This window comes from Corynebacterium sp. LK14 (assembly GCF_008042215.1).
Classification (GTDB): domain Bacteria; phylum Actinomycetota; class Actinomycetes; order Mycobacteriales; family Mycobacteriaceae; genus Corynebacterium; species Corynebacterium striatum.
Genome location: NZ_NOVQ01000009.1, coordinates 190,056 through 208,704 on the forward strand (window position 1 = coordinate 190,056; position 18,649 = coordinate 208,704).

Annotated in this window: 33 protein-coding genes and 1 tRNA gene; 26 read left to right on the forward strand and 8 right to left on the reverse strand. The window is 57.9% G+C overall.

Going from position 1 to position 18,649, the window contains the following annotated elements:
- Positions 1-8: 8 nt before the first annotated feature.
- Both CHU71_RS04210 and CHU71_RS04215 read left to right on the forward strand, forming a co-directional pair.
- Positions 9-539 (forward strand): NUDIX domain-containing protein, encoded by a 531-nt coding sequence (locus CHU71_RS04210; protein ID WP_147760270.1) that lies wholly within the window; start codon positions 9-11, stop codon positions 537-539.
- Positions 540-733: 194 nt separating this feature from the next.
- Positions 734-2,368: a CTP synthase gene (locus tag CHU71_RS04215; protein ID WP_147760271.1), complete on the forward strand. Its 1,635-nt coding sequence runs from the start codon at positions 734-736 to the stop codon at positions 2,366-2,368.
- A gap of 155 nt (positions 2,369-2,523) precedes the next feature.
- Here the strand turns inward: CHU71_RS04215 and CHU71_RS04220 are convergent, their stop codons facing one another.
- From CHU71_RS04220 to CHU71_RS04240, 6 genes are all read right to left on the reverse strand, one after another.
- Positions 2,524-2,886 (reverse strand): hypothetical protein, encoded by a 363-nt coding sequence (locus CHU71_RS04220; protein ID WP_147760272.1) that lies wholly within the window; start codon positions 2,884-2,886, stop codon positions 2,524-2,526.
- A 182-nt stretch (positions 2,887-3,068) separates the two neighbouring features.
- A complete protein-coding gene (locus CHU71_RS04225) occupies positions 3,069-4,235 on the reverse strand; it encodes a site-specific integrase (protein WP_147760273.1) in 1,167 nt (388 codons plus the stop codon).
- Positions 4,236-4,352: 117 nt separating this feature from the next.
- The gene (locus tag CHU71_RS04230; protein WP_147760274.1) at positions 4,353-5,678 is read right to left on the reverse strand and encodes a hypothetical protein; all 1,326 of its coding nucleotides are present in this window, start codon (positions 5,676-5,678) and stop codon (positions 4,353-4,355) included.
- Positions 5,675-6,073, reverse strand: coding sequence for an ImmA/IrrE family metallo-endopeptidase (locus CHU71_RS04235; protein ID WP_179294292.1), 399 nt, complete (start codon positions 6,071-6,073; stop codon positions 5,675-5,677). Before CHU71_RS04235 ends, CHU71_RS04230 begins: the two co-directional genes overlap by 4 nt.
- Positions 6,051-6,530, reverse strand: a complete 480-nt coding sequence (locus CHU71_RS12780; protein WP_187272017.1) for a hypothetical protein — start codon at positions 6,528-6,530, stop codon at positions 6,051-6,053. The genes CHU71_RS04235 and CHU71_RS12780 overlap by 23 nt, the downstream gene beginning before the upstream one ends.
- A gap of 290 nt (positions 6,531-6,820) precedes the next feature.
- Positions 6,821-7,126, reverse strand: a complete 306-nt coding sequence (locus tag CHU71_RS04240) for a hypothetical protein (RefSeq protein WP_147760275.1) — start codon at positions 7,124-7,126, stop codon at positions 6,821-6,823.
- A 71-nt stretch (positions 7,127-7,197) separates the two neighbouring features.
- On the opposite strand from CHU71_RS04240, the gene CHU71_RS04245 reads away from it, so the two are divergent.
- Genes CHU71_RS04245 through CHU71_RS04255 form a run of 3 tightly spaced genes read left to right on the forward strand, consistent with a single transcriptional unit; the run spans position 7,198 to position 8,508 of the window.
- Entirely contained in the window at positions 7,198-7,437 is a 240-nt protein-coding gene (locus tag CHU71_RS04245; RefSeq protein ID WP_049159693.1) for a hypothetical protein, read from the forward strand.
- Between the two features lie 57 nt (positions 7,438-7,494).
- Positions 7,495-8,262, forward strand: coding sequence for an antA/AntB antirepressor family protein (locus CHU71_RS04250; protein ID WP_255456390.1), 768 nt, complete (start codon positions 7,495-7,497; stop codon positions 8,260-8,262).
- Positions 8,263-8,508, forward strand: a complete 246-nt coding sequence (locus CHU71_RS04255) for a hypothetical protein (RefSeq protein ID WP_147760276.1) — start codon at positions 8,263-8,265, stop codon at positions 8,506-8,508.
- Positions 8,509-8,521: 13 nt separating this feature from the next.
- On the opposite strand, the gene CHU71_RS04260 is transcribed toward CHU71_RS04255, so the two are convergent.
- A complete protein-coding gene (locus CHU71_RS04260) occupies positions 8,522-9,124 on the reverse strand; it encodes a hypothetical protein (protein WP_147760277.1) in 603 nt (200 codons plus the stop codon).
- A 332-nt stretch (positions 9,125-9,456) separates the two neighbouring features.
- On the opposite strand from CHU71_RS04260, the gene CHU71_RS04265 reads away from it, so the two are divergent.
- The 12 genes from CHU71_RS04265 (at position 9,457) to CHU71_RS12790 (ending at position 14,221) form a co-directional block, all read left to right on the forward strand.
- Positions 9,457-9,529 (forward strand) — tRNA-Lys (locus tag CHU71_RS04265).
- Between the two features lie 178 nt (positions 9,530-9,707).
- Positions 9,708-9,899, forward strand: coding sequence for an AlpA family transcriptional regulator (locus tag CHU71_RS04270; RefSeq protein ID WP_147760278.1), 192 nt, complete (start codon positions 9,708-9,710; stop codon positions 9,897-9,899).
- Positions 9,900-9,978: 79 nt separating this feature from the next.
- Positions 9,979-10,200 (forward strand): hypothetical protein, encoded by a 222-nt coding sequence (locus tag CHU71_RS04275; RefSeq protein ID WP_049152409.1) that lies wholly within the window; start codon positions 9,979-9,981, stop codon positions 10,198-10,200.
- Positions 10,179-10,442 (forward strand): hypothetical protein, encoded by a 264-nt coding sequence (locus CHU71_RS04280; protein WP_147760279.1) that lies wholly within the window; start codon positions 10,179-10,181, stop codon positions 10,440-10,442. Before CHU71_RS04275 ends, CHU71_RS04280 begins: the two co-directional genes overlap by 22 nt.
- Positions 10,439-10,639, forward strand: a complete 201-nt coding sequence (locus CHU71_RS04285; protein WP_070823164.1) for a hypothetical protein — start codon at positions 10,439-10,441, stop codon at positions 10,637-10,639. The genes CHU71_RS04280 and CHU71_RS04285 overlap by 4 nt, the downstream gene beginning before the upstream one ends.
- Positions 10,617-11,537: a YqaJ viral recombinase family protein gene (locus tag CHU71_RS04290; protein WP_147760280.1), complete on the forward strand. Its 921-nt coding sequence runs from the start codon at positions 10,617-10,619 to the stop codon at positions 11,535-11,537. The genes CHU71_RS04285 and CHU71_RS04290 overlap by 23 nt, the downstream gene beginning before the upstream one ends.
- 9 nt (positions 11,538-11,546) lie before the next feature.
- A complete protein-coding gene (locus CHU71_RS04295; protein ID WP_147760281.1) occupies positions 11,547-12,161 on the forward strand; it encodes a hypothetical protein in 615 nt (204 codons plus the stop codon).
- A gap of 18 nt (positions 12,162-12,179) precedes the next feature.
- Positions 12,180-13,118 (forward strand): hypothetical protein, encoded by a 939-nt coding sequence (locus CHU71_RS04300; protein ID WP_147760282.1) that lies wholly within the window; start codon positions 12,180-12,182, stop codon positions 13,116-13,118.
- On the forward strand, positions 13,115-13,549 hold the full coding sequence (locus CHU71_RS04305) for a single-stranded DNA-binding protein (protein ID WP_147760283.1): 435 nt from the start codon (positions 13,115-13,117) through the stop codon (positions 13,547-13,549). Before CHU71_RS04300 ends, CHU71_RS04305 begins: the two co-directional genes overlap by 4 nt.
- A gap of 10 nt (positions 13,550-13,559) precedes the next feature.
- On the forward strand, positions 13,560-13,733 hold the full coding sequence (locus CHU71_RS12785) for a hypothetical protein (protein ID WP_161798071.1): 174 nt from the start codon (positions 13,560-13,562) through the stop codon (positions 13,731-13,733).
- Between the two features lie 75 nt (positions 13,734-13,808).
- Positions 13,809-14,081, forward strand: coding sequence for a hypothetical protein (locus CHU71_RS04310; protein ID WP_147760284.1), 273 nt, complete (start codon positions 13,809-13,811; stop codon positions 14,079-14,081).
- Positions 14,078-14,221 carry a hypothetical protein gene (locus CHU71_RS12790; protein ID WP_187272018.1) on the forward strand — a complete coding sequence of 48 codons (144 nt, stop codon included), beginning with the start codon at positions 14,078-14,080 and terminating at the stop codon, positions 14,219-14,221. Before CHU71_RS04310 ends, CHU71_RS12790 begins: the two co-directional genes overlap by 4 nt.
- 640 nt (positions 14,222-14,861) lie before the next feature.
- Here CHU71_RS12790 and CHU71_RS12795 read toward each other — a convergent pair.
- Complete coding sequence (locus tag CHU71_RS12795) at positions 14,862-15,008, reverse strand: hypothetical protein (RefSeq protein WP_187272019.1); 147 nt, start codon at positions 15,006-15,008, stop codon at positions 14,862-14,864.
- A gap of 31 nt (positions 15,009-15,039) precedes the next feature.
- On the opposite strand from CHU71_RS12795, the gene CHU71_RS04315 reads away from it, so the two are divergent.
- The 9 genes from CHU71_RS04315 (at position 15,040) to CHU71_RS04350 (ending at position 18,633) form a co-directional block, all read left to right on the forward strand.
- Positions 15,040-15,219: a hypothetical protein gene (locus CHU71_RS04315; protein ID WP_147760285.1), complete on the forward strand. Its 180-nt coding sequence runs from the start codon at positions 15,040-15,042 to the stop codon at positions 15,217-15,219.
- Positions 15,220-15,229: 10 nt separating this feature from the next.
- A complete protein-coding gene (locus CHU71_RS04320; protein ID WP_147760286.1) occupies positions 15,230-15,628 on the forward strand; it encodes a hypothetical protein in 399 nt (132 codons plus the stop codon).
- 32 nt (positions 15,629-15,660) lie between these two features.
- The gene (locus CHU71_RS04325; protein ID WP_147760287.1) at positions 15,661-15,975 is read left to right on the forward strand and encodes a hypothetical protein; all 315 of its coding nucleotides are present in this window, start codon (positions 15,661-15,663) and stop codon (positions 15,973-15,975) included.
- Positions 15,972-16,361 (forward strand): hypothetical protein, encoded by a 390-nt coding sequence (locus CHU71_RS12800; RefSeq protein WP_187272020.1) that lies wholly within the window; start codon positions 15,972-15,974, stop codon positions 16,359-16,361. Before CHU71_RS04325 ends, CHU71_RS12800 begins: the two co-directional genes overlap by 4 nt.
- Positions 16,358-16,750, forward strand: coding sequence for a RusA family crossover junction endodeoxyribonuclease (locus CHU71_RS13175; protein WP_187272021.1), 393 nt, complete (start codon positions 16,358-16,360; stop codon positions 16,748-16,750). The genes CHU71_RS12800 and CHU71_RS13175 overlap by 4 nt, the downstream gene beginning before the upstream one ends.
- A gap of 138 nt (positions 16,751-16,888) precedes the next feature.
- Positions 16,889-17,473 carry a hypothetical protein gene (locus tag CHU71_RS04335; RefSeq protein WP_147760289.1) on the forward strand — a complete coding sequence of 195 codons (585 nt, stop codon included), beginning with the start codon at positions 16,889-16,891 and terminating at the stop codon, positions 17,471-17,473.
- A 110-nt stretch (positions 17,474-17,583) separates the two neighbouring features.
- The gene (locus CHU71_RS04340; protein ID WP_147760290.1) at positions 17,584-17,874 is read left to right on the forward strand and encodes an HNH endonuclease; all 291 of its coding nucleotides are present in this window, start codon (positions 17,584-17,586) and stop codon (positions 17,872-17,874) included.
- Between the two features lie 158 nt (positions 17,875-18,032).
- Complete coding sequence (locus CHU71_RS04345) at positions 18,033-18,263, forward strand: hypothetical protein (protein WP_147760291.1); 231 nt, start codon at positions 18,033-18,035, stop codon at positions 18,261-18,263.
- 31 nt (positions 18,264-18,294) lie between these two features.
- Positions 18,295-18,633, forward strand: coding sequence for a hypothetical protein (locus tag CHU71_RS04350; protein WP_147760292.1), 339 nt, complete (start codon positions 18,295-18,297; stop codon positions 18,631-18,633).
- Positions 18,634-18,649: the final 16 nt, after the last annotated feature.

The following is an 18,649-nucleotide window of genomic DNA, read 5'->3' on the forward strand; positions in this document are numbered from 1 at the left end:
TAGATGCTATGGCGACTCCTGACTACATCCTCACATTGCGTGAAAAAATTGGCCACGACCAACTCTTCCTGCCGGCTTGCACGGCGGTCATCATTCGTGACGTGCCCATGAACGCTGCGCTGTGGGAAGTGCCGTCGGTGCTTCTCGTGCAGCGTGCGGACAATGAGAAGTGGGCGCCGGTGGAAGGCATCTGCGAGCCGGGAGAGGAAATCACCACCACAGCGATTCGCGAGGTCAAAGAGGAAATTGGCCTCGATGCGAAGGCTGAGGCGCTGCTCGGAGTAGGTCAGGTTGGGCCGGTTGTTTACGGCAATGGCGACGAGTGCATGTTCATGTCCACCGCCCTGCGTTTGAGTGTTCCGGATGGGGCGGAGCCGGTTGTCTCTGACGAGGAAAACTTGGCAGCGCAGTGGTTCTCGGTGGCGCAGATGCCGGCGTCGCTAAGCGCGCGCAATCGCATGATCATCGGTGATGCAGTTGCCCAAATGAAGCACCCGCAGGGCTTCCGCCCGCGTATGGGATTTGTGAAGCGAAATTAGCGTTTCTTGCCGCAGTGAAAAATGCCCTCCTAGCTGCATATCTGTCATCTGATTGTTTTCTGGGCTGATTCGGTGATAGTCTGAAGATCCGTAGGTCGCCGCGTGAGGCGCCCGCGGATTTTTTTGATCGTGGGGTCATAACGCTGCGCATTGCCTGCCGCATTCGCAGTCAAAACTCCCGAAAGGCGCATATCATGCCATCGCGCTCCAGTCAGCAGACCAAGTTCATTTTTGTCACCGGAGGCGTCGTGTCCTCCCTGGGTAAGGGCCTGACGGCGGCGTCACTGGGCCAACTGCTCATCGCCCGCGGGCTCTCCGTGACCATGCAGAAGCTCGACCCATACCTCAACGTAGACCCAGGCACGATGAATCCGTTTGAGCATGGCGAGGTCTTCGTTACGGAGGACGGCGCTGAGACCGACCTTGACCTCGGCCACTACGAGCGTTTCCTCGACCGCAACCTGACCAAGAACGCCAACGTGACCACGGGCAAGGTGTACTCCTCGGTGATTGCCAAGGAGCGCCGCGGTGAATACTTGGGCAAGACCGTGCAGGTCATCCCGCATATCACGGATGAAATCAAGGACCGCGTGTTAGCCATGGCCGAGCCGGATGCTGAGGGCAACGTGCCGGACGTGGTTATCTCTGAAATCGGTGGCACGGTCGGCGACATCGAATCTCAGCCCTTCCTCGAAGCCGCCCGCCAGGTGCGCCACGCGGTAGGACGCGAGAACATCTTCTTCATTCACTGCTCGCTTGTGCCGTACCTGGGCACGTCGGGGGAGCTGAAGACTAAGCCGACCCAGCACTCGGTGGCTGAGCTGCGCTCCATCGGCATTGTGCCGGATGCGGTGGTGCTGCGTTGCGACCGCGTGGTGCCAGATGGCCTGAAGAACAAGATCGCGCTGATGACCGACGTAGACGAGGAAGGCGTAGTGTCCTGCCCGGACTCGCCGTCTATCTATGACATCCCAGAGGTGCTCTACAAGGAGCACCTGGACACCTTCGTCATCCGCAAGCTAGGCCTGCCTTTCCGCGATGTGGATTGGACCCAGTGGGGCGATCTGCTCGATCGCGTGCACAACCCGCAGCGCGAGGTCACCGTGGGCATCGTAGGCAAGTACATTGACCTGCAGGATGCGTATCTGTCGGTGGCGGAGGCTATCCGCCACGCCGCATTTGCCCACCATGCGAAGGCAAACATCAAGTGGATTACCTCAGATGACTGCGAGACCGACGCAGCCGGCCAGCTGGGCGAGCTCGATGCGATTGTGGTGCCGGGCGGATTTGGCGTGCGCGGGATTGAGGGCAAGATTGCGGCGGTGTCTTATGCCCGTGAGAAGAAGGTTCCGTTCCTGGGCTTGTGTTTGGGGCTGCAGTGCACGGTGCTTGAGGCGGCGCGACGGGCGGGTATTTCGGATGCGTCCTCGACGGAGTTCGACCCGAATACGCCATCGCCGGTCATTGCGACGATGGAGGAGCAGCAGGCGGCAGTAGCCGGCGAAGCCGATTTGGGTGGCACCATGCGCTTGGGCGCATACTCGGCGACTTTGCAGGAAGGCTCCGTTGTGGGTGCGGCCTATGGAGCCACTGAGGTCTCTGAGCGTCACCGCCACCGCTACGAGGTCAACAACGCCTACCGCGAGCAGATTGCTGAGGGCTCGGGCCTCGTATTCTCCGGCACTTCGCCCGATGGAAAGCTGGTGGAGTTTGTTGAGTACCCTGAGCACCCATTCATGGTGGCTACCCAGGCGCACCCGGAGTACAAGTCGCGCCCAACGAAACCGCACCCGCTGTTTAACGGGTTGGTTGCTGCTGCGCTGAGCTAAAAACAGTCGAAAGTGCGCTCAGCGTCAGCGGTTGATGTGCACTTTGACCATCTTGTGCTGCCTCGATGGGGTGTTTGGGGCGGAAAGATGCTTCGAATGCAGGGGTGCGTTGGGGATGCCGTGGTGTGGACGCAGGTTGGTAGCCGATGCGGAGCTTAGTGGTGCTTGACGACGTCGCGAAGCGCGTCTGCGTCCTCGGCCACGAAGATGCGGCCGGAGGCGATGGAGTCGAAGACCTCCTCGTAGGAGGTCCACGGATGCGAAGAGTCAACGCAGACTAGGACGGCGTCGTCGACGGTGATGAGCAGTTCACCGCGGGAAGCGAGCGCAAAGAAGAGTTCGCAGTCGGAATAGGCGTAGCGCCAAGCTGTGGCATAGAAGTCACGCGCGCCGGGGAAGGAGGTCTCCAGTAGCAGCGTTGAGGTTAGAAGAAAGATGCCATCGCGCGGCAAAGGCACGAGAATCTCCCTGATCGCAGGCATGTTTGCTTGGGCCAAGGAAACAAAGGTTAAAGGCATAACCTTCACCTTAACGCGCTGAATTCATTTTCTACTGAGATGAGGGGACCGGCGCCGCTGATTGTAAGCTCGCAAAGAATCGGAGTCGAAAGCCTGCTAAAATGCCAGAACCCGCGCCCAAAAAGCGCGGGTGGTAGCTCTAAACAGAGGGCGTTTAGCAGTCGTAGTACACCCACAACCCGCTAAACGCCCCCACTACCAGCACGAACACCGTCCCCAGCGCCCTCTTCATCACCCGAAATCCCGCACAAATCCCGCACCTGTGGCACCATCCCACGCAACCCCTCACCAGCACCGGGAAACAAGTGAGAGTACACATTCAGAGTCATCGACGCCGACGCGTGCCCCAAGGCCCGCTGCACCATCACCACCGACGCCCCCGAAGCAATCAACGACGACGCATAAAAATGCCGCAAAGCATGAAACGTCGTATCCACACCAGCCCGCCGCGCCACCGTCCGAAACCGAGCCGACAAACTCGAAGAAGAAAGCGGCCTACCCTCCCTAGTACAAAACACCGTTTCCTCCGGCGCCCGCGGCACCCTGCGCAACTGCTCCTCAATAACCTGCACTGTCCCCAGCCCAATCGGCACCACACGCCGCGAGGACTCAGTCTTCAACGGAGCAAAATCACCACTGCGCTGACTAATTTGCTCCACCACATGAATCTCTCCACGCAGAAAATTCACATTCCGCACCCGAAGCCCACATAGCTCCCCGGCACGCAGCCCAGTTTCAGCCGCAACTTGAATCATCGCCGCCAACGTCGGATTACTCCCCTTACCCACGGCAGTTCCCCGCGCCGACTCAATAAGGGCCCTAACATCCTCCACGGTAGGAATATCGGCACGCTCAGCCCCGACCTCCGTCCGCGGAATCTTCACCCCGCGCATTGGGTGACGCCCCACCACATCATCCAGAACCGCCTGCGAAAACACGCCGTGAAGAATCGCCGCCAGCATGTTGATAGTCGACGTGGCCAGTGGCCTATCATCAGCCCACGGCCTCCCCACCTCCAACAGCCGCATCCACTCCCGAACGTGTGATGGCTTCACCGACAGTACTGGCATGTCCCCTAAATCGCCTAGGTTGGCCAGCAGCATCCGCCGCCCATTCCTTGTGGACTTATTCGTGGCCTGCTCCACGCGCTCACGCACGAGCTCCTCGACGGTCACACCAGTATCCTCGATGTACTCACCGCGCCTGACTGCACGCTCCACATCCTGCAAATACGCTTTCGCAGCCCGCTCACGTGAAAAACTCTTAGAGCGTTCTTTACCCGCAGGGTCGCGCCACCGGGCGATGTAGATCTTCTTGCCCGCCTTATTGAGACGCTTCTGAACAGCCATAGCTGATACACTTCTTTCGTGGTCATGTCCCTAGTAAGGGCGTGGTCAATTGCTGCCACCCTTCACCCCATCGATTTCCACGTCACCGGGGTGAATGGGTTGGCCATTTTTTGTGTTTTACGTTTGCTTGCCGAACGGACCCTTCAAGCCCCGACGTGTCACAAAATGGTGGAGAATGACTGCTAACCAAATAAACGCAATCACCGGCCCGATAAGTGGAATATTTGAAAGTAATGCCACCAGGAAGAAAACAACCACCATGAGCGTCCACCACAGAGCCTTAGAGCCGCGGCCCTGCTGCGTCAATGGGGCCGGGGATTTGTCGAAGTACCGCAAGATATTTGCGCACTGGTCAACAGTCGCATAGTCGATTCGTGGCGCCTTGTTACCTGGGAAGTGTTGGCCGATTTTCCCGCGTACGTATCCGCGTTGGAAGGGCGTGGCACGTTCAGAATCGTCAGGGTTTAGTAGCATCTCCCAAGGGTGACTCGCCGTAGGTGTAGAGAATGCTACCGGCTCTACATAAGCAGCCGTTTGTTGTTCGAACCTCTTCTCTTCGGGGGATGGCTTGATTGCTGCATCGTCCCGCTGCGAGATGTATGCATCCGGAACGTTGTAGTCGTCTGGGTCAGGTTCGAATGGTACGAGTTGAGGAAGTGGAGCTACTTCTGGGTTCAGGCTTTCGTCGTCCATTTCATTTGCCCGCAGAAGGTGCAAGGTAACCTCTGCCGCAATAGCAGATCCTTGAATGGTTGCGTAGCAAACGGCATCGAGTCCCTGTGCATCGAGATGCTCGATGGCGGGGAGCATTTTCTCACCGGAGACTTTCGTGAGCTCACCGATTCGTTCCCCGTCGAGCCGAACCTCCACGCCTACACGGACATTCTTTGCACCCAGATTAGCCTTGTGCAATGTGACAAAAAGTGGACCTTTGCCTGATTCCGGTACGTAGTCTTGCAAGACATCGAAGTGGTCCGATTCTTTTGTGACTTGAATCGGCTTTCCGTAGGGGATTAGGCCCCATCCGTCTAGCGGCGGGTTGTTTAGCGGAACGTTTAGCCCCGGGGCGAGGAGGGCGATCGATAGATCCATTCGCGGGTCAGGGCTAAAGAGGTCACCTGAAATCCAGAGCCGGGCATTTGTTTCCGCAATGGTTCCGCTTGCGCAGATGCGGGCAATTTCTGGGTAGTAAGTTTTGGCTACGTCGGATGGAATGTAGCCCAAAATGTCGTTGCCGTTGCGGACTGAAATGGCCTTCCCCGACTTCGAGTATGGGTTGTCAGGTTCGCAGACGAGGGCGACTTTAAAGAAGTATTCGTTCGCGCTTTCACTGTTCGAGGCGTACGCGGCTTTGCGTATTTCGTCGCGGTGGTAGTACTCGCCGTTGATTGGGACGTTGCACCAGGTGCTGTTGATAGTGGGTAGTTGGTACGTGGTGCTCATGCCGCTTTCCTTTCGTATTGGGTTTTCCAGTGTTGGAGTAGCCCAAGGGTGATACCTAATTCGTGGGCGATTGCTCGTTCGTTGCCTTCGTATATGGCTTCGGCTTCGATGTAAGCGTGGGGGTCGATGAGCAGGTTGGCGGCGAAGTCATCTGCTTGACGTTCATGCCGTGGATCGTGGCCTGCTGGGTGTCCGTGGATGGCGTGGCCGAGTTCGTGTGCCATGGTGTGGATTCGGTTGCGGTATCCGAGCCCGGGCGCAAAGAGGATTCGGCGAGCGTGGGGGAACCAGCCACCGAGGTCGCCAGGCAGAAGAAGCCCTTGAGTGTCTGGGGCTATGTCAACTCCGAGCGACTCTGCCTGGCGGGCGATTTTAAGCTCCTGATCCGTAATCATCGTCTCCTTCTTCCGGCTCGGGTTTGCGTCGGTTGGCAGCATAGCGTTCGGTGTCGACATGAGTTTCTGACCTGTTCGAGGGCATCTCGTAGATCTGTGCATCGCCAGTGTCGTCGATATCTACGACCTCGGGGTCGCCGTCTGCTCCGAAGAGGTAGCGGGCTTCGGAGTCGGAGCGGCGCAGGATTTCGTTGAGGAGCTGTTCGTTCGTGGCGTCGTGGAGCGCGATGGCGAGGTCTACGCCCTGGACTTCGTACTCGTTGATGTAGCCAGTCTCGACAAGGCCCTGCACGGGGGAGCGGTCATAGGCGCGGCAGAGGGCAATGACCATCTCGGGGGACAAGTGACCCTTTTGTAGCTGACGGGTGATTGTCGGTCCCGTCGTATCGGCCTTGACTGCGGCAGCGCGGTAAGAGTCCTCGCCGATTAGGCCCTTAATCCATTCGTTAATGTCCATGATGATAACGGTAATACAAGTTTGTATCACTGGCAATAATTGCAAGTAAACACGGGTGCCAGGGGTAATTTCAGGGGTGGGCAGTATTGGGGGTAGTTGCATAAACGTATCGATGGATACATACTTGAATCACCGGCGCAGGGAACACCCTAAACCGGAACAGACTTACAGCCCCGTAACTACAAGCAAGAGGTGAAACGACATGGCAACCAATAAGGAAACCCCCGGCGCGGCAACGCCAGGGGAACCTGCACTGAATCGAAATAGTGCTCTGTCATCCGCCGTCGTTGCTAATGCTCACTGTTCGGCGGCACGTCATTCCCGGGAGCAGGCTCTTGGACTTCCTCTTCCAAGTCCTCAAGCTCATGCACCATCCAGGCAGACCAATCACACTTCCGGAACCCCATCGGGACGGGGAATACCAGGTCAGGCAGTACGACGTTTAGCACGATTTGTTCTTCCCAATCGGCTGTCTCGATTTTTTCGATGACTTCGTCAGCTTCTAGCTGTGGGTCTACGTGGAACACCTTGTAGTCCACGTACCCGTCCGGGACGTGAGTGTACGGCTTTGGAAAAAGTCGCAGATAAGTAGCCATTTTATTCACCTCCTTTCCGGCGCTGGTTGCGCCCATTAAAGGAGATTACTGCCCCTAGAAAGGAGGCACTCATGGAACCGCCCCGTTACCGCTTCCGAGCTGGCGCGCTCGACCACATCATGCGCACCCGACACCTCGACACGGACGAACAGCTCGCGGCCGCTATCGGCGTGAAGTCCGAGGACCTGCCGCGACTCCGCGCCGGAGCAATGGTCACAGCGCGCCTGGCACTCAAGGTCGCAGCCCTACAAGGGGATAGCAACTACCTCTCCGGCTACTTCGACCCCGTCTTCGACTACGCCGCCGCATAGAAAAAGCCCCGCCGAAGCGGGGCAATCCAAGAAATTTACAACAAGGAGATTACCACAATGAATGAGCTAATCCCCCTCATCGATAACGACGGCGCACAAGCCGTCCTCGGCCGAGACCTACACAACTTCCTTGAAGTATCGACCGAATACCGCCATTGGTTCCCTCGCATGGTCGGTTATGGCTTTGAAGAAGGGAAGGACTACGCGGTCAAAAATGACCGGATACAAGATTCTCTCGGCCGTGAGCGTGAAGCCACCAATCACATCGTGACGCTCGATATGGCGAAGGAAATCTCCATGATCCAGCGCACCGCCAAGGGTAAGCAAGCCCGCCAGTACTTCATTGAGTGTGAGCGTCGCGCAAAGCAACCCGTCGAGCTGTCGGGCCCGGAGCTCATGGCTAAGGCACTGGTTGAAGCCCAAGCAACGCTCGAAGCTGCGAACAACAAAGTGCGCGAGCTGGAAGCGCCGGCGAAGTCGTGGAACACGATGGCAGCGCAGGGCGGAGACTACTCGGTAAGTGCCGCAGCGAAGACATTGTCGCGTGACCCGAACATTCGTATTGGGCGTGACCAGCTGTTCAAGTTCATGCGTGAATTGGGGTGGATCTTTCGCACTACCGGTCGCCGTGCTCATTGGGAGGCGTACCAGGACAAGGCCATCAACACGGGCCGCTTGGCGCATAAACTCTCGCGCCCGTTCCTGAATGAGAAAACCGGCGAGATGGAGCAGCCCGCACCCACAGTGCGCGTCACTCCGAAGGGATTACATGAGCTGCATGTTGCCTTGGACGGTTCCAACAATACAGCGCTGGAGGTGGTTTAGATGCGTGCCAGGTTTATTGGCTCGGAAGCTCTCGAAGGTTTCGCCAGCGTGCATTCCTATGAGGTTGTGGCGAATGGCAAGACTTGGCTGGCGGATTTGCACCTTTATGACGATGGCGAGTGCGTCATGGCAAACGTGCGGATCGTGTGCAAGTACACGGGAGCGGTGCTGGGGATGGAAACGCCTTTGTACGAGCAGATTTCCAAAGCTGTCTACTCGGAATTTTCCAGCAAAGTTGCTGCCTAAATGACTGAAAGGTTTAATCCCATGATTTCACTACTGCGGGGCGTCCGTGGGGCCATCCGGGGAAAGACTGCTCGGAAGTTGGAGGGCGCTTCACTTTCTTCCACCAGCCAAAAGGAAGCTTCAGCCTCCGACGCGTCGATTCAAACCAGTGCCATCGCCACTCTTCAAGTTCATGATCCAGGCTCACGCGAAGTGCTTGATAGCGAAGCCCCTTTCTATGAGTTGACGGATGTGGAGTCGGCCATGAGACATGAAGGCGTAATCCCTCCAGGTCGCTACGCGGTATTTCGAGATATTTCGGGCCGAATTCTTCTCCAGACTCGAGGGTTAAGTCCTTGTCTAAGAGCCAGTAATAGCCCTCGTTGAAAAGTAGGCAGAGTCTAACGTCTCGCAGCGGTTCAAAGCCCCGGTAGTGCACGGCGATACTCACCGTTTCTTTGAGCTCGTCCTCGGATGGGTAGTGGGAGACCACGCCAACTGTTTGAAAGGTGATTGTCGTCTGATATGCGCCTTCATATTGCTGCTGGTGTCTGAACGATTGCCGACCCACCAAATACGCGCATAGTCCGAAAACTGCAGATAGAACGCCCGAAGCGTCAGAGATATCCCAATTCATTTCTGAATTGTAGCCCGACTGGCAGACCCACAGGTTCAAGTCCTGTGACGGGCACCAGGCCTCGGATCTTCCTCACTTGGGGATAGATGAGGAAACCGTGGGCCGTGTTGACTGAAAACTGAATAGTGGAGCGATTTTCCTACTAGCTCACCAACCGCTCGTTGATGTTGGTGTTATAGATGCCTCGCCGCTGGTGCGGTTTATGTCGGGTTCGATTCCTGGCCGGGGTACTTGGGGTCATGTTAACGGGGTTTCTGCTTTCTCCCCTAAAGCGCGTTCATGACTTTGCGCTCCTGTCAGCAAAGAGGCGTTGCTGCATGCCCCCCTTATTTTCTCCGTTAGCTCAATTGGTAGAGCAGTGGACTTTTAATCCACGGGTTCCGGGTTCGATCCCCGGGCGGAGAACGTGGAAAGTGGTTAACCGCGTGTGCCTAGACACGTTAAGCAAGCCCCTATGGCGCGGTATTGCATTGCCCCGCGCTGGTGCGCTGCCACTTTCCCTTGTAATCGACGAGACCCCGGGTGATACCAGAACCCGGGGTCTTAGTCATGTCCACCCAAATATTCACTGAAAGAGGACGCTATGAATCCTAGCAAAACGCAGGCCTATTCAGCCCAAGAAGTCGCCGCCCTGCTGGGGATCGCCCGGTCGACACTGTATGACCACGTGAGTGCCGACAAGGTAGACCATCTGCATCCCGTCAGGGTCGGTAATCGCACTGTATTCCCTAAGAAGGTTATCGACGCTCTTCTAGACCCGGCGGTGTCCGCATGACCCACTTCAAGGACTACGCGCTCGGAGCGGTATTTGGTACCGCCGTATTTCTTGGAATCTTGATTGAGGGAGGCGTGCTATGACTTCCCAGCTTTCGACGACTACGCGTGAGGACTTGCTGGCTATCGCGCGGGGTAAGCGGATCCGCAATAAGTCCCGCCTGCATGAACTCGAGTGTCTGGGGCTCGTGACTCTGACGACTGTGAACCATGAGCTTCGCGTTCGCGAAATCACCACCGACGGTATGGATGTTCTCGCTGCGATGGGGAAGGAGGGGCGATGGATGCCGCGCAAATTCTAGACACGCTGGTGTGGGCGGCGCTTACCCTTGTCTGCCTGCTGAACTTTCTGCTCATCCGCCGCGTATCACGCGACCTTGATGCCCTGTGGGACTACCTCGGGCGACAACACCGCCTCATGGCGAACTTGATAGCCCCAAGCGAAGAACCGAGAGCTGAAAAGACGCCGAAGCCTACCGTGCAGGCGGGCCACTTTGACGAGCTTTTAGAAAAGCTCAACCAGCCGAAAGGCCGCCGCGCATGACATGCATGACGCCGATTCGTCTTGAAAGCAAATCCATTTTGGTTGAGGAATTCAACTTTTTGCGCAGCTGTGGCGACCCGGTCGCTGCCTCCATCTTCCACCTCGCCAAGGTCTACGGCCTGACTTATTCGACCGTCGAGACCTACCTCAACCGCAATCGAAAGAAACTCCACTATGACATCACGTATTCTCGCTAACCCACCCGCGCCTGGAACCGCGGAGTGGGCGAAAATTGTTACGGCGTCGAAAGCTCCGGCGTTGCTCGGCGTCTCGCGTTTCACCTCGCAGTATGCCGCGTGGCACCAGCTCGCCGGTCTGATTGACGTTGACATGATGGACCCAGATCGCGCCGCTTGGGGACACATTGCCGAGGCATCCCTGGCTGACTGGTGGCTGCATAAGCACCCCGGCTGGCAGTTAAACGTTGCGCGCCGCGGAACCAAGGAAATCGCCTACACCAACGACGATCTTCCATTCCCGAACCTCGCTACCATCGACCGGCGCGCGCTAAACCGCAAGAAGGGAATGAGCAGCCCCGCCCGGTTCCACATCGTGGAGTGTAAGACCGCGATGACGCTGGATGATTGGGGCCGCCCGGGCGAGGAAAACGCGGTGCCGGCCGACTATTTCACCCAGGTGCTCTATCAGATGGGCGTGAGCGGTATTCATCAGGCGTCGATTGTGGTGCTTGGCCCATTCTCGGAGCCGGAGATTCACGAGATTGAATGGCGCGAAGATCTTTTTGCCGCGCTAGTTGACCAGCTGGCAGAAATCTATGTGTCCACCAAGACTGGTGAAGCCCCCGATCTTGATGACTCGCTGTCTACCTATGAGACGGTGCGCGGCCTGCACCCGGATATTGACCCGGAGGCGGAGGTTCAGCTCGACCACGCGCAGGCGGTGGCTTGGCTCGATGCCATCGTGGGCGCCGATGAAGCTGTCCGCGCCGCGCAGCTGGCAAAGACCGAACTAGCGGATCTCATGGGCAATGCGAAGTATGCCCGCGTGGGCACAACAAAGGTTGCTGACCGGCGCTCGCGCAGCGGAAAGACGCCCTATGTCCAGTTCAACAAGAAAGCCGACCTAGCGGTCTAAGGAGCAACAATGCCGAATTGGATTACTAACCGGATCCGTGTCAACCCATCACATTTCGCCGAAGTCAAGGAAATACTGCTCGATGATGAGGGGGAGGTTGATTTCAATCGCCTCATCCCAATGCCCCCATGGATGGATACCCTCAGTATCTCGATGATGGAGCGGGAGAACCCTCGTAAATGGTTTGAATGGTCGCGCGCGCACTGGGGAACTAAATGGAACGCGACGCACACCGTCGTTAAAGACGAGCTGTGCGAGATCGCGTTTGATACCGCCTGGCAGCACCCGGAGCCTGTCATTGATGAGCTTTCACGCCTGCTTCCACACGTGACCTTCGCGGTTATCTACGCCGAAGAAGATCTCGGATACGGGCAGCGCGGAGCTTACTACATCCGGAACCTAGAAAAGGTCCCATCCCCGGCCGCACTCATGGCTGACGATGGCGCCTGGGTCGCGAACTGGGACTGTCTCGTCATGCGGAGCGAGCCGCTGGAATATAGCGAGGATTTCCCAGCCTCGGAGAACGATTCCCGTGATTATGACCCCTTCGATATTCTCCCCGGCTTTGCTCACCTGATTGGTGGCGAGCCTACTTTTGAACCTTTTTGGCTTGACGCCAACTAACCACAGAAAGGACTAAGCATGTCTGAAATTGCTACCTACGAGCCGACTAAGGCCGAAATTCAAACCGCAAAGACCGACTTCGCCAACGCGTCGCTTGATGCGATTGACCGCGAGCTAGAAGTCATCGAAAAGGCTGCCCGCGTGGTACCCACCTTGATTAAGGGAGGTATGGTGCCAGATATTTACCTGCCTACGCACCAGCCGAAAAAGAATGGCCCTGCCCAGGGCGAGGACGTCGCAATCGCTAAGGCGATGGCCGCCGCCGTATTCGGCGCGTCGCTAGGATTCGGCATCGCGAAATCCTTGCAGAACGTGTTCACGGTTCATGGCCAGCCCTCCATCTATGCTCGCACCGCTGTCGCCCTGGTCCAGTCCCGCGGGCATGAGGTATGGGTAGGCGAGGAGACCACGAATTCGGTAACGGTCTACGGGTGTCGCCGAGGCTCGGATAAGGTCTTTGACTCCACCTGGGATATTGAGCGCGCGAAGACCGCCGGGTTCACGTCCAACCCGAAGTACAAGTCGCAGCCGCAGGAAATGCTTTACGCTAAGGCTGCGATGGCGGTATGTCGCCGCATGGCTGCCGACGTACTCGAGGGTGTCCCGATGTCGGTTGAGGAGCTGCAGCTTGAAGATCGGCCGGCAACTGTGAAGGCGAGAGCCACCCGCACGGATCGTCCAGGCCGTGGAGCCGATGGGCTCCAAGCCGCACTCGGCCGCTCTACGGCTCGTGAAGAGGCTACGGAGGATCGGCCCGCTGAAATTGAATCCCAGCCTGCTACTTCGCCGGAGGATGATCAACTACTCGCAGATTTGAAGTCCACGCTGGCAGGCTTTACCACGACCGAACAGGTCAACGCTTTCGTAGCGGAGTTGAAGCAAGACCCGTCCGTTCCGGATGAGGCTCTACAGATGGCCCGCGACCGCTGGAACGAAATCGCCGGCGGTGAACAATGATTGATTACGAGTACCGCTCTGGGCATCTCGCAGCGGATCCGGAGCTGCGCTATACGCCGTCTGGCACACCGGTTGTGAATTTCACGCTGATTCAATCCTCGAAGTACTACGACCAGCAGCAGGCAACGTGGGTGACCTCCGCGCGTTCTGTCGTGGACGTGGTGCTGTGGGATAAGAAGTTCGACAACGGCGACGTTATCCCGTGGACCGTCTGGGCAACCGAGGTGCTGCGTAAGGGCTCGCACGTTGTTGTGCATGGCCGCCTGCTGCAGCGTTCGTGGCAGAACCAGCAGGGCGAGAATCGGTACAAGACGGAGTTCCGTGCGGAGAGTGTCTTTGTCTCGCTCGCGGAGGTTGCAACCTCGGACACGCCACCGAATGCCGGTATGGGCGGTGGGGCTGCCAGTGCCCCTGGCGCCCCGCCATTCTAGGAGTGATCCTATGGCAAATCCTGACGCCCTGGCGGCTTTAACTCGCCTTTCTCGTGAGGCTACCGCCGGTGTATCCGCCGAGGAGATACTGGCTTTTGCCGACGATAACGGCGTTGAGCTGACTGACGTGCAACGTGCGCGGCTTCGCCGAATGTTCCCAACCGAATCGCCCGATTCGGCCTGACCTCTATGCGCCCCGCTTAGGACCTCAATAGTCCACGGCGGGGCTTTCCTATTAGCCCCTATGAAAGGACTCTTTATGACCGACGGTGACCTCAACCCAAAGGTGGTTAAGAACCCAAACTCCGTTAATGAATGCCGCCGGACTATCCCGCGCGGACTTCGCACCATGATCGCTACCAAACGCCCGCTGGATGATATGCCCGATGCCGCGATTCGCTGGCTACAACGCCACGACCTCATCCGCCCCAACAAGCGGGCGGGAGAACCCGGGCAGAGCACCTGGACGTACACCACGACTGGAAGACGCCTCGAAGGCGAACTCGTTAAAGAAGCTAATCGCGCGGCATGAGTATCCAAGACCACGCCTACATGGCTATTGCCTGCGCGGCCCGCCACGGTGTGGTGATTAACCCTGCCGTGGTCCTGGCAATCGCAAAGATTACTTACCGACTGGAAGGAGGGGAGGAAAATTACTTGGTTCAAAGTTGATGATGGTTTCTATGATCATCCGAAGGTGGAGAACCTTTCGAATGCGGCCATTGGACTGTGGGTGAAGTCTGGTTCCTGGTGTTCGAAGCATGAGACGGATGGGGTGATTCCGGCGTCTCGTGTGAAGGCGTTGAAGGGCACTCCTAGTCAGATTCGTGCGCTAATTGAGTGTGGTTTATGGGTCGAAACACGATCCGATTTGGGTGCGAAATGCTACTCATTTCGATCATGGTTTGACTACCAACCGAGTCGCGAAGAGCGTGAGGAAGAGCGCGCAGTTTGGCGCGAAAAGAAACGCAAATCGCGCCGCCAAAAACTCGACAACCAGCGCAATCGCCAAAATGTCCCCGGGGGAGTCCCCGAAATGTCTACCGAGGGGACATTTGAGGGAGTCACCGAAATGTCCGGTACCATACCCGTCCCGTCCCGACCCGACCCGACCAATATAGGGGGTACAGGTAGCCAGCCAACTTACGGTGATCAAGGGGATAGGCAAGCGGCTGGCAGCCTAACTCTCGACGAGCTAGCGGACGCTACGCGCCGCGCCCGCGACGCCGGCATCCCCGACACTGCCATCGCCGCCGGGACACGAGAATTCAACCGACGCCCCGAGCCCAAAGGCCCCGGACTGCTGCGCACCCTAATCAACGACGCCTGGGAAGCCGAACAAACCAGCCAGGCCAATGCCGACGCCAAGGCGCAACGCCGCGCCGCGATCGACGCCTGCAACCTCTGCGACGACAACGGCATCCGCTACGCCAACGGCACCGCCCAACGCTGCAACCACAAACCCGAACCGCCCTTCTGAAAGGACTCGAATGCCTACCACCTTTCCGAGCCTCATCGCACGGCTAGTCACACGCGCTGAACACGGCCAACTCACCGAAGCCCAATACATCATCGGCCGCGCCTGCGCCCGCCAATTGGGCGCCATACCCGTCAAGCGGCATTCAAGCCGCCACCCCTCCAACCCACGCCCCGTATTCCGCTACCGCTAAAGGAACCCACATGCACTTACCAAAAATCACCATCAGCCCCAACGCCTTCCGCGTCAACGGCCAGGAACTCATCGTGATGCACGATCCAGAGCCGACAATCAACCACATCGGCAGCAACATCTACGGCGTAACCGTCACCATCCCCTCGGACGACATCGACCTCGACGCTGACGCCCGCTACACCGACGAAACCGACAGCGACGTTGTCGACTGCGAAATCATCACCAACCCACTTCACACCCCAGCCGGAACCCCATTCCTCGCCACCGTCTGCGGCGGCCTCCCACAACTCGTCGTCCGCAGCCACAGCGACATCGATCTAGAAGCCTGGTGGCTCCTCAACGGCACCCGCTGGCTACGAACCGACGATTGCGACGTCGAAATCATCACCCCACTCAAATCGGACTAAATCTCCGAAATCTCCAACCGAAAGGAACACCAATGCCTAACATGACCCCAGAAGAAGCGCGTCGTGTTGAAGCTCTAAATGCCGGAGGGGTAGGCGTTGACCGAGCGGCAAGCACCATCTGCGACCTGTCAGGACAAATCGCAGGCATGACCTATGAATATGGTGTGCAAATCGGGACACGCCTGTATGTCCGCCCCGGAATCTGCACGAAATACCCGGATCGTGCATGGTGGACGTCCAAACCCAGCGAGGCCCACGCCGTGGCAGTCAAGGCCCGCGAGAAAAACACTCACCCCGTCCGCCTCGTCCTTCGTCTCGTCTCCCAACCAGAAGAAGTGAAGCCATGAGCAAGTGGAAAATACGCCTTGAAAACACGATGTTCATGCATCCAGATGAGGATGATTCCTGCTACGGCCCGCGGTGGTGTATCACCTCGCCAACAGGCGTGAATTGGGGAAACAAAGCCACGTTTGCGGAGGCAATCGCCTACGCAGACGAAAAAGCAAGGACACGGACGTATGTACTGCCACACGGCACATCAGTACCGGGGGAGTGGGAATACGCGGTGCAATATCTGACACCGGGCGGATGGGAATACAGCCGCGAGTCATGGGATTGCCGCTGGCAAGACAACGAAGCCGTCCAAGAAGTCCGCGCCTATCGCGACCACCCCGGGCAAGAAACGCGCCTTGTTCGCCGACTCGTCAGCGCCCCGGAGGTGATGGAGGAATGAGACTGCACTTCGAAATCCCAGGCCGCCCCGCCGCCCAAGGCTCCAAACGCCACGTAGGTGGAGGGCGCATGATAGAACAATCCAAATACCTCAAACCCTGGCGCACAGCCCTCATAACCTACATGTGCCACCAGTACACAGGACAACCGCTAGATGAACCCATAGAGGTCACAGCGGTATTTTTTATGCCCAAACCCAAACGCCCACGATTCCCCGAACCAGCCGTACCCCCCGATGCCGACAAACTATGCCGCGCACTAGGCGACGCCCTCACAATGGCCGGCGTAATCAAAGACGACGCCCGCATCACCACCTGGCACGCCACCAAAAAATACCACCCACAAGGCTGGACAGGCGCACACATCACCATCGAAAGAAGCCACCAATGACCAACAAGGAAACCACATGAACGAACTCGAAGAGCGCCTCTACAAAATCGAATACGCACTCTGGGAACACGGAATCATGAACCGACAAATGCCACCAATCCCACCACCACCGCCAATGGAGGAGGTCCCCCGATAGCGATGACCATCGATGACCATCGACTCCAAACCCACGCCCGCACACTCGCGCGCGCCTTCGCTGAACTCGAACAAGCCAAACACGCCACCGGTCAAATACGCGACCAACGAACCATGCGACCAGGCGGACGACTCGGCCCACAAACCCCCGGCCACGACAAACCCGTTGAGCTCTGCATAGAACTAGAAACCCGGCTCTATGATTTCGTCTGCGACGCCAAGCGCTACATCCAACCCGAGCGCATGCTCCCGAAGTCCTGGCGCCCAATGCTCGACTGGATCATCTTCAACGCCTGGCCACTCGCAACCCTCGACGTCGCCGACGAACTCGACACCGAACTGACCTACCAAACCCACCGCATCAACCGCCTGCTGTATCCCGCCGCCCCTCGAATCGATAGGCCCGAGCCCTGGCAAACAGCCCGGCAGGTAGTCACCCTATGCGCCGCCCACGGCCACCGAGTAACCACCGCACAACTCCGCCAACTCGCACACCGCGGCATCATCGAAGCCCAATCATCAGGCGGCCGCAACCTCTACCGCCCCAGCCAAGTACTCACCCACATGAAAGGAACCACCAACGCCTGACCAGTAACGACTCGACATTGTCACGCAACCGTGTATAATGACCCCTGCGACCCTCGTGTGCGCGCCCAAGCGGCAGCGCCACGAGGGATTTTTCATACCCGGAGAAAACCATGGCACAAGACAAATGGACCGGCCGCGCAGCCCTCAAACTCCGCCGCCAATACCTCACCCAATGCCAAGCCCAAAACCTCCCATGCTGGCTATGCGGACAACCCATCGACTACCAAGCACCAGCAGGAACCACCAACGCCTTCGAACCCGACCACTACCACCCACGAGCCGACCACCCCGAACTCGCCCTCGACCCTGACAACCTCCGCCCCGCCCACGCCTCCTGCAACCGCAGCCGAGGCAAAAAAGACATACCCCTCCCACTCGGCAACCACAGCGCCACCTGGTAACCACACACGGCCCGCTAGGGGGTAGGGGGCAAAAATCACTAATGAAAAACACTGCGGAAAACGAGGGGGGCGGGCCTTTCCTCTCTCCCCGCGCGCCGAGGCACCCCATCGCGCGCACGCGCGCGTTAAAGATCCATCACCCCTTTCAAGGAGTCCTCATGCCAGCTTTTCCTGCCGTTGTTATTGGCCCGCGTCTTTATGCCGCGGCCCAGTACTGTGCGGAGCGTGGTTGGCCGCAACGCCTGGCGGCTTCTCCGTTGTCGATAAAACGTGGCGCGGTTCGCGGTATTCCTTCCGGTTCCCGGGTGGTGATCCTTCCTAGCGTTGAGCTGGACCCCGAGGTTGAGAAGCTTTTGACGAAGTACGACGTGAAACATGCGGAAGTTTGACCGTAGTTTGATTTGGAAATGAGGGATAGCAATGGAGGCCTATAGCTATGGCCAGCTTGAACAGGCGACCGCGCGATCGATTCAGCGCCGCGGTGACCAGATAAAACCAGAAGATGAAGCTCTTGTCGTCACTGCCATGATGGCTGCTCAACAGATTGAAGTCGATATTGCTGCAGGTGGTCAGCAGGCGACAAAAGCTATTTACATGATTCCGCATTTCAAAGGTGTTCTTGCTGATTTGGGGTGCACGGCTCCGGGCCGTATGGCTCTTGGCGGGGATTCGAATAAGGGGCGAGAGGGCAAGCCGGGAGCTGTTGCGAACAATGAGATAGCGGCGCGTCGGGCGAAGCTACGTGGCCGGGGCGCTTAAAGGTCATACCGAGCCC